The sequence below is a fragment of the Streptomyces sp. NPDC043176 genome (assembly GCF_056436715.1).
Genome location: NZ_JBWKCA010000024.1, coordinates 1 through 16,558 on the forward strand (window position 1 = coordinate 1; position 16,558 = coordinate 16,558).

Here is a 16,558-nt window from a genome sequence, read left to right on the forward strand (position 1 = left end):
CCGGTACGTAAGGGGGGGAGGGACCCGGGAGCGACCCCAGGGGGACGCCGGCCGGGCCGCCCGCGGGGGGGGGGGGGGGGGGGGGGCCGCCCCCCCGGGGGGGGGGGGGGGGGGCGCGCCGCCGTGCTGTGGTGCGGAGGGGCGGGGATCAGACCGCCGGGACCGGGAAGGTCGGGTACTCCACGCCGGAGACGTGCTGGACGACCCGGATGACCTGGCACGAGTAGCCGAACTCGTTGTCGTACCACAGGTAGAGGATCGCGTTGTCGCCGTCGACCTTGGTCGCACCGGCGTCGACGATGGACGCGTGGCGCGAGCCGACGAAGTCCATCGAGACGGCGTCGGGGGCCGTGGTGAAGTCGATCTGACGCTTCAGCGGCGAGTGCAGCGAGACGTCGCGGAGGTACTCGAGGACCTCTTCGCGGGTGGTCTCACGGCCCAGGCGCAGGCTCAGGATCGCGATCGAGACGTCCGGGACGGGGACGCGGATCGAGCTGCCGGTGATCGGGGCCTTGAGGTCGGGCAGCGCCTTGGCGACGGCCGAGGCGGCACCGGTCTCGGTGATCACCATGTTGAGCGGCGCGGAACGGCCGCGACGGTCGGCCTTGTGGTAGTTGTCCAGCAGGTTCTGGTCGTTCGTGAACGAGTGGACCGTCTCCACGTGGCCGCGCAGCACGCCGTACTCGTCGTCCATGGCCTTCAGCGGCGGGACGATCGCGTTCGTGGTGCAGGACGCGCAGGACAGGATCTGCTCGTCCGGCTTGACCGTGTCGTGGTTCACGCCGTGCACGATGTTCGGCACGTCGCCCTTGCCGGGCGCGGTGAGGACGACCTTGTCGATGCCGGGGCGCAGGTGCTTGGAGAGGCCCTCGCGGTCCCGCCACTTGCCGGTGTTGTCGATGAGGATGGCGTTCTCGATGCCGTACGCCGTGTAGTCGACCTCGGAGGGGTCGTTGGCGTAGATCACCTTGATCGTGTTGCCGTTGGCGACGATGGTGCTGTTCGCCTCGTCGACGGTGATCGTGCCCTGGAACTGGCCGTGGATGGAGTCGCGGCGCAGCAGCGAGGCGCGCTTCACGAGGTCCTGGTCGCCGCCGCCGCGGACGACGATCGCGCGCAGGCGCAGACCGTTGCCGGAACCGGCCTTCTCGATGAGGAGGCGGGCGACCAGGCGGCCGATGCGGCCGAAGCCGTAGAGGACGACGTCGCGTCCGTCACGGCGCTCGATCTTGTTCTCGCCCGTGGCGCCGGCGACGGCCTCGGCGGTGAACTCGGCCACGGAGAGCCCGCGGTCGTCGGTCTTGTAGTCAGCGGCCAGCACACCGATGTCGATCTGGCACGGGCCGAGGTCGAGGGTCGTGAGCGTCTGGAGGAACGGGAGCGTCTCGGTGACCGAGAGCTCCTCGCCGTCGATCTGCCGGGCGAAGCGATGGGTCTTCAGGAGGCTGACCACCGACTTGTTCACCAGGGAGCGGCTGTGGACCAGGACGGTGACGTCCTGCTCCCGGTGCAGCTTCCCGATGATCGGGATCATCGACTCCGCGATCTCCTCGCGGTTCTTCCAACTGGTGAACGAGTCGTCATTGACAGTCACAAGATTATCTTTCGAGCTAGGCGGCGCTCATATGGTAACCCCCGGCCGGTTTGATCAATCAAGGGGTGCCGAACCGTACGATGGGGCCCGTCGGGATCCGCCGCTCGCAGGCGGCCCGCCTACCTGATGCGGGGGCATGGTGGTGGTGAAGTTCGGGCTGTTGGGACCGCTCGTCGTCCACGACGGGACGGAGCCGCGACCGGTGACCGGTCCGAAGGTCCGGGTCCTGCTCGCCGCGCTGTTACTCCAGGCGAACCACACGGTGTCCAGGGACGCCCTCAAGGAGGCCCTCTGGGGCGCGTCCGTGCCGGCCAGCGCCGACGCCGCCCTCGCCAACCACCTCACCCGGCTCCGCAGGGTCCTCTCCGCCGCCGACGGCGGCGCCGAGGAGCGCCTGCGGACCGTGGCCCCCGGCTACCGGCTGCTGGTCCACGAGGGCGAACTGGACGCCGACGTCTTCGAGGAGCGCGTCGGCGCCGTACGCGAGGCGCACCGCCGCGAGGACTGGGAGGAGGTCCGGCGGCAGACCGCGCTCGCCCTGCCGCTGTGGCGCGGCACACCCCTGGCCGACCTGGCCCCCTTCTCCGACACCGAGGCGCCCGCCCTCCGGATCCACCGGCTCGCCGAGGCGCGCCTCCAGGCCCTGGAGTGGAACTTCGACGCCGAGCTCCGCCTCGGCCGCCACCACGAGGCCGTCGGCCCGCTCGCCACCCTGGCCGCCGAGCACCCCCTGCGCGAGGAGTTCCACGGGCTGCTCATCCGGGCCCTGCACCGCTCCGGCCGCCAGGCGGAGGCCTTCTCCGCCTTCCAGCGGCTGCGCCGCGGCCTGGTCGACGAGCTCGGCACCGAACCCGGCGCCGCCGTCCAGGACGCCCACCGCGAGCTCCTCGCGGGCGAGCCCGCCCCCCGCCCGGCCCCGGCTCCCGCCCCGGCCGCCGCGCCGCCCCGGCCCCCCTTCCAGCTGCCCTACGAGGGCGACGCCTTCACCGGCCGCGAGGACGAGGTGGCCCTCGTGCGCTCCCTGCTCACCGGGCCGGCGACGGAGTGCGGGGCGCCCGGCGCCGATGAGGCCCGGGCGAACGGCGAGGCGTCCGCGGGCCGTCCGGCGCCCACGGTGCCGGCGCCCCGTCAGGAGCAGGCCCGCCCCTCCCCGTACGTCAGGCCCGTGGTGATCTCCGGCATGGGCGGCGTGGGGAAGACCGCCCTCGCCGTCCACGTCGCGTACGGGCTCCGCGAGGAGTTCCCCGACGGGGCGCTCTACGCCGACCTGCGCGGCTACTGCTCCCACGGCGCGCGGACGGCCCACGAGCTGCTCGCCCGGTTCCTGTCCGACCTGGGCGTGCACCACGAGGCGCTGCCCGACGACACCGACGACCGGGCCCTGCTGCTCCAGGCGGCACTCGCCGAGCGGCGCGTCCTCCTGGTCCTCGACAACGCGCGCGACGCCGCCCACGTGGCGCCCCTCCTCCCGGCGGGCGGACGGAGCGCCGCCCTGATCACCAGCCGGCAGCTCCTGGCCGACCTGCCGGGATCCGCCGGCGTCCCGCTCTCCCCGCTGTCCCCGGCCGACCAGCACGCGCTGCTCGCCAGGCTCGCCGGAGCCGACCGCGTACGGAGCGAGCCCGAGGCACTGGCCGACATCCTGGCCGCCTGCGGGGGCCTGCCGCTCGCGCTGCACATCGTCGGCGGACGGCTGGCCTCCCGGCCCCACTGGCCCCTCGCGCTCCTCGCCCGCCGGCTGACGCCCCACCAGGGCCGCCTGGAGACCCTCTCGATGGGAACCTTCGACGTCCAGCGGACCTTCGCCATGAGCTACGTGGCCATGCGCGACAGCCACCGTCCCCTGGAACGCGAGGCCGCCCGCGCCTTCCGGACCCTGGGCCGGGTGTGGTCGGCGCACCCGGTCACCCCGCAGTCCGCCGCGGCCCTGCTCGACCTCACCGAGGCCCGGGCCGCCGCCGTCCTGGACGTACTGGCCGACGCCCATCTCGTCCTCAACCCCGAGCCGGACCGGTACGTGCTCCACGACCTGCTGGGCGAGTACGCCGGGCAGCGGGGCGACGAGGAGGACCCGGAGGAGGAGCGCGCCGCCGCCGCCCTGCGGATCATCGCCTGGTACGTCGCGGCCCTGTCGGAGGCGACGCGCACGGCCACCCGGGAGACGCAGTCCCCGCCACCGCTCGACGCGGAGGCCGGGACGACCCTGTCGCTGCCCGCGTTCGCCGACGACGACGAGGCGATCCGCTGGTCCGCCAGGGAGCTCCCGGCCGTCCGGGACGCCCTCGCCCAGGCCGGCGAGCTCGGCCGCTCCGACATGGCGTGGCGACTGGCCGTAGGGCTCTTCGGCTACGCCGGCACCCACTGGTGGACGGGGGAGTGGGACACCTGCCTCGCCCAGGCGATGGACATCGCCCGTGCCCACGACGACACGCTCGGCCAGGCCTGGCTGCACCGGCGGATGGCCGTCGCCCACGGCATGGCGTTCCGCAACGAGGCCTGCCTGGAGCACCTCGGCATCGCCCTGGAGCTCTTCACCGCACGCGGCGACACGGCGGCCCGGGCCTCCATCCTCGGCAACATCTCCGCTCTGTACATCCAGATCGGCGACGCCGAGCAGGCCCTCGTCCACGCCGAGGTCTCCCGTGACCTCCACCGCGGTCTGGGGAACAGCCGCGGGGAGGCGCTGCTGCTCAGCCGGATCGCCGACATCCGTCACCTGCGCGGCGAACTCGACCTGGCGGCCGCCGACTACCGGCGGATCGTCGACCTCCTGCAGGGCGCCGGCCACGGGGTCTTCCTGGCCACCGCCCTGACGAACCAGGCGGACAACCTGCGCGTCCTCGGACGCCGCGACGAGGCGTTCGCCGCCCTCGAGAAGGCACTCGACATCCGGCACCGCATGAACGACCACGGCGGCACCGCCGACTGCCTCGTCGTCACCGCCCGGACCCACCACCACTTCGGCGAGTGGGCCGCCGCCCGCGACACCTGGGAGACCTGCCTGGAGCTCGCGCGCCGACACCGCCTCCCCACCCGCGTCGAGGAGTGCCTGGAAGGCCTCGCGGCCCTCCCCGACCCCCCGCCCGCCCCTCACGCCCCCACCCCGCGCCCCGTGCCCTGCCCGTCCGCCTCCTGGGGCGGCCGGCGCGGCTAGGGCCTGTCCGGCACTTCCCGCCGGGTCCGGGGCACCACGGCGTCAGGCCCGCCCGGGGGCGGTGGTGGGGGACGTGCGGCGTTCGCGGAGGGCGGCGAGGCGGTGTTCGAGGGCGGTGCGGCGGTCGGGCCATTCCTCGGTGATGACCGAGAAGACGGCGGAGTCCCGGAGGCGACCGTCCTCGCCGGGGGCCCAGGAGCGGGCGGAGTTCCGCAGGACGCCCTCGAAGGTGGCGCCGACGCTCTGGATGGCGGCCCGCGAGCGGGCGTTGCGGGCGTCGGTCCTGAGGTCGACCCGGGCCACGCCCCAGGTCTCGAAGGCGTGCCGGAACAGCAGGTACTTGGCCTCGGTGTTGACGCCGGTGCCCTGGGCGGAGGCCGCGAGCCAGGTGAAGCCGACCTCGACCGCGCAGAGGCCCTCCCCGGACGGCCACGGGCGCGGCTCCCAGAAGGAGGTGGCGCCGACGACGCGGCCGGTCACCGCGTCCACCTGGACGTACGGGGCGAGCCTGCCGTCGGCGGCGCGACCGAGCTGCGTGTCGATGTACGCCCCGACCTCCTCCCGGCGCGGCACCCAGGTGAAGCCGTACGAGTCCCGTTCCTCCTCCGCCGCGTCGGCGAGGCCGGTGGCGTGGTGGTGCCCCAGCGGCTCCAGACGCACGAACGCGCCCTCCAGAACCGGCCCTTCCAGGGTGAAACCCATGAATCCGCACTCCGTACGCGTCGAACCCGTCAAAGACCGTCCAGCTGGTGAGCAGAGTGGCAGAGCCCCGTAGCGGGGAGCACCCGAAATTCTCTCGGGGGAGCCGTCACGGAAAGGCGAGGGCCCGGAAGACGTCCCGGACCCGGGCCAGCGGGCCGGGGTCGCGCGTGAGGTAGAGCCGGTTGGTGAGCAGGACGGCCCAGCGGCCGCGCGTCGGCGAGACCCACAGGGCCGTGCCCGTGAAGCCGAAGTGCGCCCAGACGTCGTCCGGCGGCTCCGTGCCCGGTGCCGGATGCCAGAACAGGCCGCGCGGCGGGACGAGCGGACCCGTGCGGACGCGGAGCGAGGCCGCCGTCCAGTCGGCGGAGAAGACGCCGGGCACCGGGGCGAGCAGATGGCGCAGGAACCGGCCGATGTCGGCGGTGGTGGTGAAGACCCCGGCGATCCCGCAGGCTCCGCCGAGGAGCCGGGCCGAGAAGTCGTGGACGGTGCCCTTCAGACGGGCGCCGCTCTCCTCGTCGTACTCGGTGGGCGCGCACCGCTCCCGCGCCGCGGCGTCCAGCGGCCCGTACCGGGTCTCCGTCATGGCGAGGGGGCCCCAGACGCGCTCCCCGGCAAGCCGGGGGAGGGGCCGCCGGGTGAGGTGCTCGGCGAGGTAGCCGAGGATCAGCGCGGCCCGGTCGGTGTACGCGACCGCCTCGCCCGGCCGGTGCCGCAGCGGTTCGGCGAGGACGCCGTCCCGGACGTCCTGCGGGTCGGAGCCGTACAGATGGCGGAGGTTGGCGCGGAGCGGCAGGCCCGCGGTGTGCGTGAGCAGGTCGTGCGCGGTGGCCCCGGACAGCGGCCGGCCGGCCGCCTCCGGCCAGTACGAGCCGAGCGGAGCGGTCAGGTCCAGCTTCCCGGCGTCGACGAGGGTGCCGACGACGGCCCACACCGCGAGGATCTTCGTCAGGCTCGCGACGTCGAAGAGGGTGTCGGCGCGCACCGGTTCACCGGGGCGCGCCGGGTCGAGCAGCCCTACCGCGCCGGAGGAAAGGGTGGTGCGGGCGTCGCCCACGGCCCAGGCCGCGCCGGGGGTGACGCCCGCGCGCACGGCGTCGTCGAGGATCCGCTCGAAGGGGTCGCTGCGCTGTGCCAAGGCTGCCTCCGACGGGTCGCACGGGGCGGGCCCGCCGGGAGGGGCTGACGGGCCGCTCCGGAGTGATGCCCCGGCCGTACCGGAAGACACCCTTCCGGTGGCCCGTGTCCCGCCGTGGCGGCCTCCCCGCCCCGGTGTCGCCCGCCGGCATGTGCGGCGGCGCGGCGGACCGGCGCTGCCTCCCGGCCCGTCAGGCCCGGACGAAGGGCGAGAAGCGACCCGGGCGTCCCCGGCCCGTCAGTCCGTCGTCGTCTTGCAGGTGACCTCGTCGCGCGGGGTGTAGTGGGTCTTGAAGGTCTCCCGCTTCACCTCGGCCCCGCCGTTCCTGAAGACCCGGTCCACCGAGATGTCGAACCCCTCGAGCGGCGGCTGCGGCACGCAGGCCTCGCCGGTGCCCTCGCGCTTCGTGGGCTCCGTGAGGTTGGTGCGGGGTCCCTCGACCGCCTCGACGGAGTCGTACTTCTTCGTCCCGAGGAAGCTGACCGTCACCGAGGAGTCCGTCGCGCCCGCCTTGATGTAGATCGGCTTGCCCGTGTCGTTGCGGAACTTCAGGTCCAGGCTGCCCCAGGCGACGGTGGCCTCGCGGCCGGCGGGGTAGCGCTCGATGTAGAACGAGTGGGCGCCGTACTCGACGGGCTTCACCCCGGCGAAGAACATGGCGTTGAAGACGGTCGTGGCCATGGCCGACACACCGCCGCCGGGGGCCGACCGGTACTGGCCGTCGAGGATCATCGTGCCGTCGACGAAACCGTTGTCGGCGGTGCGCTCGCCGACCGTCCTGTTGAAGCTCCACACCTCGCCGGGCTGCACGAGCGAACCGTTGATGAGCTCGGCCGCCCGGCCGATGTTCTTCGTCCGGTACGGAGCGGTGGGGAAGTTCACCGTGAACGACGACATCTGCTCGGTGATCCCGAGGCGGGCCAGCGACTCGGCGGTCAGCTGGGGCTGGGTGACCGTGGTGGCCACCGGAGCCGTACGCGCCGCCGCACCGGTCTTCGTGAGCAGCGGGCGCACGGCGTCGCCGAGCGCCTTCGCGGTCACCTCGTGGCCCGGACGGCCCTCCGACTCGACCACGACCCTGCCGTCCCGCACGCCGAGGGCCGCCTCGACCGGCGTGCCGGTCAGCCCGGCGATCGGTCGCGCCACGTCGGGGTCGCGCAGCAGCGCCTCGGGGTCGAGGTCGGCGGTGAGCCGCCCGTCCTCGTTCTTCACGGTGAGGTGGTCGCCGAGCGTGGCGGGGGAGATGCGGAGCCGCTCGGTACCCGTGGTGAGGGTCACCGGCCCGGACACGGCGGGCTTCGCGTACGTGTCGAGGAAGCGCGTCACCTCGGCGGCGGGCAGCTTGGGCTCGGTCACGGAGACGGGGAGGCTCACGGCGGAGGCGCCCGTCGTGGCGGGATAGGCCGCGCGCAGGGTCTCCACGGCACGGCCGGTGTCCAGCTTCCGGCCCGTCACCGGCTGGGTCGCGACCGCCTTGCCGTCGCGGAAGGCGACGGATCCCTCGCGGACCGCGCGGTCGTTCTCCTTCGCGAGGCCGGCCACGGCGGCCTTCGCCTTGCCCTCGTCGTAGGCGAGCACGGGACGGATCTCGCGTTCGCCGGACGAGAAGAGCCGGCCGATCACGGTGAACGGGTCGCGGGCCGGGTCGGCTGCCAGGTCGGCGGTCTTCGCCACGTCCACGGTCAGCCCCGCCTCGGCGGGGGCGACGGTGGTCGCGCGGTCGCCGACCTGGACGGGTATCGGCGCGGTCCACGAGGCGGGGGCCTCGGCCGCGAGCCTGGCGCGCGCCTCCGCGCGGCTCATCCCGCCGATGTCGATGCCGTCGACCCGGGTGCCGGCCGATATGTCGTCCCCGGTGGCGACGAGCCCCGCCACGTACAGGCCGCCCGCGGCGACGGCGACCACGCCCGTCGCGATCGCCGCCGTGCGCAGGCGCGGGCTGCGCCCCTGGCGGGGCGTCGGGGCATGGTCGGTCCTGGAGCGGAGCACACGCTCTCCCGGGGCGTCGGGGATGGGGGATCCACACGACGGTACGCCGAAAGAGTGTCTTATGCACATAAGGAGGCTTTGACCTGCTGTGATACGAAGCGCGCCGAAGTGGCCACGGACCGTGCCCGAGCGGGATCCGGGCGGCGCCCCGAGCGGAATCCGGACGGTGCCCCGAGCGCGATCCGGGCGGGGTGCCGAGCGGGATCCGGGCAGCCCCCGAGCGGCCCGGAGGTGTCCGGATCCCGACCGGCGCGACCCATCCGCCGGGGCCTGACGCCTAAGCTGGAGCGATGTCCGTCACACCGAGCCCCAGCCCGGGTCCCCAGTCCGTCGACCGGGCCCTCGCCGTCCTGGACACGGTCGCCGACGCGGACCGGCCGGTGGCGGCGAAGGCGCTGGCGCGGCGGCTCGGGTGCGCCCTGTCGACCGTCTACCACCTGACCGGGCCGCTGCTGGCCCGCGGCTACCTGGTGCGCACCGCCGAGGGGTACGCGCCCGGCCCGCGGGTCCCGGCGCTCCACCGCTCCCACCAGCGGCACCACGGACTCGGCGCGGGGACCGGCGAACTGCTCGGCCGGCTGCGCCGCGCCACGGGCGCGGAGGCGTACCACACGGCCTACCGCGACGGGCGGATCACGGTGGTCGACACCACCGCGCCGGTGACCGACGCGGCCCACCCTTTCGTGCCGGGCCCCGAGTTCCGCGCGCACGCGACCGCCCACGGCAAGGCGCTGCTCGCCGCGCTGCCGCGCCCGCTGCGCCGCCGCTACCTGACGGAGCACGGCATGGCCCGCTTCACCGACCGGACGATCACCAGCGAGGAACGCTTCGAGGCCGAGGCCGCCCGGGTCCGCGACCAGGGCTTCGCCGTGTCGGTTGGGGAGGCCGACCCGGCGTACACCTGTCTCGCCGTGGCCCTGCCGGAACGCGGCGACGGGATCGTCCACGCGCTGTCGGTGTCCCTGCCCACCGCCGACTTCGCCCGTCGGCAGGGCGACATCAGGGCCGCGCTGGTGCGGGCCGTCCCCGGCTTTCCGGCCCTGCCGGAATCCTGACCGGTCGGACGCGCGCCGCCGCGGCGGGCGGTCGCAGAGTGGACGCATGATCTTCATCGCCGTGCGGTTCACCGCCCGCCCCGACCACGCCGACCGCTGGCTCGACCTGGTCGCCGACTTCACCCGCGCCACCCGCGAGGAGCCCGGCAACCTCTTCTTCGACTGGTCCCGCAGCGTCGACGACCCGAACGTCTTCGTCCTCCTGGAGGCCTTCGCCGACGCCGAGGCCGGCGCCGCCCACGTCGCCTCCGCGCACTTCAAGGCCGGCCTCGCCACCCTGGCCGGAGCCGTCGCCACCACCCCCGAGATCATCAACGTCGAGGTGCCGCAGCAGGGCTGGGGCGCCATGGCCGAGCTCGCGCCGACCGACGCCTGAGGAGGGTCCGCGGCCCCGCCGCACACACCCCGGCGTACGCCGTCCCGCCTGATAGGTTCGCGTGCAACGCAGGCGGGGCGGCGGCCCGAGGGGAGAAGCGGCACATGGCGGCGAGCGGACGGCAGACCGGCAGGCCCACCCTGGAGGAGGTCGCGGCCAGGGCAGGCGTCGGCCGCGGCACGGTCTCCCGGGTCATCAACGGCTCTCCCAAGGTGAGCGAACAGGCCAAGGCCGCCGTCGAACAGGCCGTCGCCGAACTCGGTTACGTCCCCAACCGGGCCGCCCGCGCACTCGCCGGAAGCCGCACCGACGCCGTCGCCCTCGTGATCCCCGAGACCGAGGCCCGGCTGTTCGCGGAGCCGTACTTCCTCGACATCATCCGCGGTGTCAGCAGCGAACTCGCCGACGCCGACAAGCAGTTGCTTCTCACCCTGATCCGCAGCGAACAGGAGCGGCAGCGCTTCGAGCAGTACCTCGCGGCGCAGCGCGTCGACGGCGTCCTCCTCGTCTCCGTACACGGCGCCGACCCGCTGCCCGACCAGGTCAGGGCACTGGGCCTGCCCGCCGTCCTCAACGGGCGCCGGACCGAGGACGAACGCGTCGCCTTCGTCGACTCCGACAACACCGGCGCCGGCCGGACCGCCGTCGCCCATCTCGCCGCCCGCGGCCGGCGCTCCATCGCCACCATCACCGGCCCCCTCGACATGTACGTGGCCCGCTGCCGGCTCGACGGCTACCGCGAGGGCCTGGCCGAGGCCGGGCTCGCCCCCGCCCCGGACCTCGTCGCCACCGGCGACTTCACCGAGGAGGGCGGCCGCCGCGCCATGCGGGAACTCCTCGGCCGAAGGCCCGACCTGGACGCCGTCTTCGCCGCCTCCGACGTGATGGCCGCGGGCGCGCGGGGCGTCCTGCGCGAGGCGGGCCGCCGCGTCCCCGAGGACGTCGCCCTCGTCGGCGTCGACGACTCCGCCGTCGCCCGGCACATGGACCCGCCCCTGACCAGCGTCCGCCAGCCCATCGAGGAGATGGGCCGCGCCATGGCCCGCGTACTCCTCCAGGAGATCGCCGACCCCAGCGACGCCGACGACCAGCCCCGCCGGATGCTCCCCACCGAACTCGTCGTCCGCGCGTCCTCCTGACGGACGGACGCCCACGGCGCCGAGATGCAGCCGCTCGGGCGGCCCCGGACAATGGACACCGTACGGGGTCCGTATCCGCGACCAGGGCGCCTCGACGCGTCCGACCCGACAAGGGGGCGGTCGACGATGCCGCTGGGCCAGCCCGACCGGTCGCCCACCAAGACCGGCGCACTGCGCAGATGGACCCTGCTGTACCTGCTGGCCGTGGCGCTCCTCACCGTCGCCTACCTGATGTTCCCCGCCCGGCACACCGTCCTGTGGGCGCTCATCGGGCTGAGCGGCGTCGCGGCGATCCTCGTCGGCGTCCATCTGCACCGGCCCGCCCGGCGCTGGCCCTGGCTGGTCCTCGCCGCCGCCAACCTGGCGTTCGTGGGCGGCGACACCACGTACAACGCCCTGGAGGCCTTCTTCGGCCAGACCAGACCCTTCCCGTCCCTCGCCGACGCGCTGTACCTGATCACCTACCCGCTGTTCGCCATCGGCCTGTTCGGCTTCATCCGCTACCGGGCGGTCGGGCGCGACCTCGGCGTCGTCCTCGACGCGCTCATCCTCACCTCCGGCCTCGCGCTGCTGTCCTGGGTCAACCTCATCACCCCGCTCGCCAGGAGCGAGGACATGAGCTGGACCGAGAAGGCGATCTCCATCGCCTATCCCCTCGGCGACGTGCTCATGCTCGCCATGCTCGCCCGGCTCCTCGTCCCCGGCGGCCTGCGCTCCCGGTCCGTGCAGCTCCTCACCCTCGGCACCTGCGGCATCCTCGCCTCCGACGTCATCTACGGCACCCTCCAGCTCAAGGGCACCTGGCAGGTCGGCACCGCCTGGGACCTGGGCTGGGTCGTCTTCTTCACCGCCTGGGGCCTCGCCGCCCTCCACCCCTCGATGACCGGCCTCACCGAACGCGCCCCGGAGCCGGCGCCGAAGATGGCCGAACGACGGCTCGCGCTGCTCGCCGGGGCCTCCCTCGTCGCCCCCGCCCTGCTCCTCTTCCAGTCGCTGCGCCACGACCGGGACCAGGACATCGCCGTCATCGCGATCTTCTCGGCGCTGATGTTCCTCCTGGTCCTCGCCCGTCTCTGGGGCATGATGAACGAGCACGACCGGGCCGAGGCACGCGAACGGAGCCTCAGGACCGCCGCCGCCTCCCTCGTCGCCGCCCTGAGCCCCCGCGAGGTCGCCGGCGCCGTGGAGACGGCGTCCGCGACGCTCTTCGGCCAGGACGCCGACCACCGGGTCCTGCTCTTCACCCGGGACCGCGGGGGCGGCCTCGACGCCGTCGCCACCGTCAACCACCCCTGGAGCTGCCGGACCGAGGTGCTGACCCGGCACCCCGACACCGCCTGGCCCCAGCTCGTGGCCGACGGCGCCCGCCTCCTGCCCGTCCTGCGGCTCGACCCCGCCGTCGCCGCCGAGGTGGCCGGCGAGACCCACGCCCTGCTCTGCCCCCTGGAGCTCCAGACACCCACGGGGCGCGAACCGCTGCTCGGCGTGCTGCTGCTCGCCGGACCCGAGAAGAAGCTCGCCGAGATCGCCGCGCCCGCCCAGTCCCTGGCCTCCCAGGCCGCGCTCGCCCTCGAACGCTTCCGGCTCAGCGAGGAGGTCAACCGCCGGACCAGCGAGGCCTACTTCCGCACCCTCGTGCACAACACCTCGGACGTCATCCTCATCGTCGACGACGACGACACCGTCCGGTACGCGAGCCCCTCCGCCGAGAGCCTGTTCGGCCACCCGCTCCTCCCCGGCACCCCGCTCACCGACCTGATCGCCCCCGCCGACGCCCCCGGCGCCCTGCGCGTCCTCGCCGACGCCCGGGGCCGCGGCTCCGTCGACGCCCGCGACGACTGGAAGCTCCTCCACGGCGACGCATCCGACCTGGAGGTCGAGGTCCGGTGCAGCAACCTGCGCAACGAACGCACGGTGCACGGCCTCGTCCTCACCCTGCGGGACGTCACCGAGCAGCGGAAACTCGAACGGGAACTGACCCACCGGGCCTTCCACGACTCCCTCACCGGCCTCCCCAACCGGGTCCTGCTCCTGGAGCGGGTCGAGCGGGCGCTGCTCCGCGGCCGCCGCGAGTCCACCCTCACCTGCATGCTCTTCGTCGACCTCGACGACTTCAAGGTCGTCAACGACACCATGGGCCACTCCGTCGGCGACGAACTCCTCGTCGCCGTCGCCCGCCGCCTCACCGCCGTCCTGCGGCTCACCGACACCGCCGCCAGGCTCGGCGGCGACGAGTTCGCCGTCCTCATCGAGGGCGCCCGCGAACCCCGCGACGCCGAGGCCCTGGCGGCCGAGATCGTGCACACCCTGAGCCAGCCCTTCCACCTCACCGACGGAGCCGTCTCCGTCTCCACGAGCGTCGGCATCGCGACCGTCCTCGACAGCGCCCACGCCGAGGAACTCCTCGGCCACGCCGACCTCGCCCTGTACGCGGCGAAGGCGGCCGGCAAGAAGCGCTGGCGGCTCTTCCACCCCGAGCTCCACTCCCGGCTCGTCGCCCGCCACGAGCTCCAGGCGGGCATGGACGCCGCCATCGCCGACCACGCCTTCGCCCTGCGCTACCAGCCGATCGTCGAGGTGGACACCGGCGCCCCGGCCGGCCTCGAAGCGCTCATCCGGTGGCCGCACGCCCGGCGCGGGATGGTGCCGCCCGACCAGTTCATCACCCTCGCCGAGGAGAGCGGCCACATCATGCCGCTGGGCGCCTGGGTCCTCGAACACGCGGCGCTCGACATCGCCCGCTGGCAGCGCGCCCACCCCCGCGCCGTCCCCCTGTACGCCAACGTCAACGTCTCCGCCCGCCAGTTCCGCGACCCGGGACTCCTGGAAGAGGTACGGCGCGCCCTCCACTCGTCCGGACTCGCGGCCGGCTCGCTCGTCCTGGAGCTCACCGAGACCGTCCTCATGCGGCAGGACGCCCAGATCCGCACGACGATGGCCGCCCTCAAGGACCTGGGCGTCTCCATCGCCATCGACGACTTCGGCACCGGGTTCTCCTCGCTCAGCTACCTCCGCGAGTTCCCCATCGACGTCCTGAAGGTCGACAAGTCGTTCATCGACGACATCACCACCGACCCGCAGCAGGTCGCGCTCGTCGAGGGCATCGTGCGCATCGCCGACGTCCTCGGCCTCCAGGTCGTCGCCGAGGGCATCGAGCACGAGGAACAACGGGCACTCCTCGCCGACATGGGCTGCCGGTTCGGGCAGGGCTACCTCTTCGCCCGCCCGATGACCGCGCACCAGGCGGAGTCGTACCTGCACCGCGCCCCGCACGCGGCGGACCGCCCGGCCGTCCGGCTCGCCGATCCCCCCGTCCCCGGCCCGGCCGCCCGCATCGCCGGGCACACCACCGTCCACGAGGTGACGTCCGCGACCGGACGACCCCCGCGGCCGTCCCGCTGGCGGGACCTGGAACACCTCCAGCGGACCAGCCGCATGTGCGACGCCGTCATCGACGAGATCGACGGCCGGCGCATCCGCGTCGGCGACGACTGGCTCGTCGACTTCGCCTCCTGCAACTACCTCGGCCTCGACCTCGACCCCACCGTCATCGACGCGATCGAACCGGAGGTGAGACGCTGGGGCACCCACCCGAGCTGGTCGCGCCTCATCGGCAGCCCCCGGCTCTACCCCCGGATCGAGGAGCGGCTCACCGAACTCCTCGGCGCCTCCGACACCCTCCTCCTGCCCACCATCACCCTCATCCACCAGTCGGTCATCCCGCTGCTCGCCGGCACCGGCCAGGTCTTCGTCGAGGCGCAGGCGCACCGCACGGTGTACGACGGCTGCGTCGCCGCCCGCGGCCAGGGCGCCGAGATCCACCGCTTCCGTTCCGACCGGCCCGAGGAGCTGGACGCCCTGCTGCGCGGCGCGCCCGCCGACGCCGGCCGGCTCGTCTGCATGGACGGCGTCAACAGCATGACCGGCAACTTCCCCGACCTGCCCGCCCTGGCCCGGATCTGCCGGGAGAACGGCGCCCTGCTGTACATCGACGACGCCCACGGCTTCGGCGTCATCGGGGAACGCACCCCCGGCGAGAGCAGCCCGTACGGCTCGCGCGGCAACAGCATCGTCCGCCACCTCGGCGAGAGCTACGACGACCTCGTCCTGGTCGGCGGCTTCTCCAAGGCGTTCTCCTCGCTGCTCGCCTTCCTCGCCGTACCGCGGTGGCTCAAGGACCACCTCAAGGTGGCGGCGGCGCCGTACCTCTACTCGGGACCCTCGCCGACCGCCTCGCTGGCCACCGCCCTCGCCGGACTCGACGTCAACGAGGAGCGCGGGGACGAGATCCGCGCCGACCTGTACCGCAAGACGGCCCGCGTCCTCGCCCACGTCCGCGGCCTCGGGATCGTCACCCCCAACACCGACGGGCTGCCGATCATCGAGATCCCCCTCGGCGACGCCGGCGACCTCGACGCCGTCGCCGACTTCCTCTGGGAACACGGCATCTACGTGACCCTCGCCTCCTACCCCCTCGTCCCGCGCGACCGGGTGGGCTTCCGCGTCCAGGTCACCGCCGCCAACACCGACGAGGAGATCGACGAACTCTGCGCGGCCCTCACCGAACTCGCCGGCCGCTTCGCCCTCCAGCCCGCCGCCGACGGCCCCGTCGCGGCCGGCCGGCCGCCGGAGCAGTGATGGGCCGCACCGAACCGCGCCCGCGGGCGGACCACCGGGCCCGCCGCAACCGCGACGCCGACTGGAACGCCTGGCCCGTCGCCGACTACCTCGCCGAGAACTACCGCCGGCTCCACCCGTGCGACGTCGGCGTCATCCACCACCACTCCGCCGTCTACCGGAGCTACGGCCCCGCCTCCCTGACCCGCACGCTGGAACTGGGCGCCGGGCCCAACCTGTACCCGCTGATGCTGGCGGGCGCCGCCAGCCGTCACGTCGACGCACTCGAACCCAGCGCCGCCAGCGTCCGCTACCTCCGCCACCAGCTCGTCCACGGGGCCGACGACAGCTGGCAGCCCTTCTACGCGCTCTGCCGCTCGCTCGACCCCGCCCTCCCGGAGGACTGCGCCGAGGCGCTCGCCCGGGTCCGGGTCGTGCCCGGCACCGCCGGCGACCTGACCCCGGGCCGCTACGACCTCGCGTCCATGAACTTCGTCGCCGAGAGCGTCACCGAGGACTTCGAGGAGTTCACCGCGCTGTGCACCGCCTTCGTCCGGGCGGTACGCCCCGGCGGCCGGCTTCTCGCCTCCTTCATGGAACAGATGCCGAGCTACCGCATCGGCACCGGACCGGTCTGGCCCGCCTGCCCGGTCGACGAGGAGACCCTGCGGAGCGTGTTCGCGCCCCGCACCACCGGCCTGCGGATCGTCCGGCTGGCCAAGGACCGCACGCTGCCCGAGTACGGGGACACCGGCGTGCTCCTGCTGACGGCGGAGCGGCCCGGCTGAGCGCCC

10 protein-coding genes are annotated in these 16,558 nt (G+C 74.0%); 6 read left to right on the forward strand and 4 right to left on the reverse strand.

What is annotated here, in order from left to right:
* Positions 1-148: 148 nt before the first annotated feature.
* On the reverse strand, positions 149-1,594 hold the full coding sequence (locus AC067A_RS30555) for a glyceraldehyde-3-phosphate dehydrogenase (RefSeq protein ID WP_479245934.1): 1,446 nt from the start codon (positions 1,592-1,594) through the stop codon (positions 149-151).
* Positions 1,595-1,730: 136 nt separating this feature from the next.
* Between AC067A_RS30555 and AC067A_RS30560 the strand changes: the two genes are divergently transcribed.
* Positions 1,731-4,748 (forward strand): AfsR/SARP family transcriptional regulator, encoded by a 3,018-nt coding sequence (locus tag AC067A_RS30560; protein WP_479245935.1) that lies wholly within the window; start codon positions 1,731-1,733, stop codon positions 4,746-4,748.
* Positions 4,749-4,790: 42 nt separating this feature from the next.
* Here AC067A_RS30560 and AC067A_RS30565 read toward each other — a convergent pair whose 3' ends face one another.
* From AC067A_RS30565 to AC067A_RS30575, 3 genes are all read right to left on the reverse strand, one after another.
* Positions 4,791-5,450 carry a GNAT family N-acetyltransferase gene (locus AC067A_RS30565; RefSeq protein ID WP_479245936.1) on the reverse strand — a complete coding sequence of 220 codons (660 nt, stop codon included), beginning with the start codon at positions 5,448-5,450 and terminating at the stop codon, positions 4,791-4,793.
* A gap of 106 nt (positions 5,451-5,556) precedes the next feature.
* Positions 5,557-6,588, reverse strand: a complete 1,032-nt coding sequence (locus AC067A_RS30570; RefSeq protein WP_479245937.1) for a serine hydrolase domain-containing protein — start codon at positions 6,586-6,588, stop codon at positions 5,557-5,559.
* Positions 6,589-6,825: 237 nt separating this feature from the next.
* Positions 6,826-8,577, reverse strand: a complete 1,752-nt coding sequence (locus tag AC067A_RS30575) for a VanW family protein (protein ID WP_479245939.1) — start codon at positions 8,575-8,577, stop codon at positions 6,826-6,828.
* A 290-nt stretch (positions 8,578-8,867) separates the two neighbouring features.
* Here AC067A_RS30575 and AC067A_RS30580 point away from each other — a divergent pair, with 290 nt between their 5' ends.
* From AC067A_RS30580 to AC067A_RS30600, 5 genes are all read left to right on the forward strand, one after another.
* Positions 8,868-9,632 (forward strand): IclR family transcriptional regulator, encoded by a 765-nt coding sequence (locus AC067A_RS30580; RefSeq protein ID WP_479245941.1) that lies wholly within the window; start codon positions 8,868-8,870, stop codon positions 9,630-9,632.
* Between the two features lie 46 nt (positions 9,633-9,678).
* On the forward strand, positions 9,679-10,008 hold the full coding sequence (locus AC067A_RS30585; protein ID WP_479245943.1) for a putative quinol monooxygenase: 330 nt from the start codon (positions 9,679-9,681) through the stop codon (positions 10,006-10,008).
* A 104-nt stretch (positions 10,009-10,112) separates the two neighbouring features.
* Positions 10,113-11,147 carry a LacI family DNA-binding transcriptional regulator gene (locus AC067A_RS30590; RefSeq protein ID WP_479245944.1) on the forward strand — a complete coding sequence of 345 codons (1,035 nt, stop codon included), beginning with the start codon at positions 10,113-10,115 and terminating at the stop codon, positions 11,145-11,147.
* A gap of 126 nt (positions 11,148-11,273) precedes the next feature.
* Positions 11,274-15,785: an aminotransferase class I/II-fold pyridoxal phosphate-dependent enzyme gene (locus tag AC067A_RS30595; protein ID WP_479245946.1), complete on the forward strand. Its 4,512-nt coding sequence runs from the start codon at positions 11,274-11,276 to the stop codon at positions 15,783-15,785.
* A complete protein-coding gene (locus AC067A_RS30600) occupies positions 15,785-16,552 on the forward strand; it encodes a class I SAM-dependent methyltransferase (RefSeq protein WP_479245947.1) in 768 nt (255 codons plus the stop codon). The genes AC067A_RS30595 and AC067A_RS30600 overlap by 1 nt, the downstream gene beginning before the upstream one ends.
* The last annotated feature ends 6 nt before the right edge of the window (positions 16,553-16,558 follow it).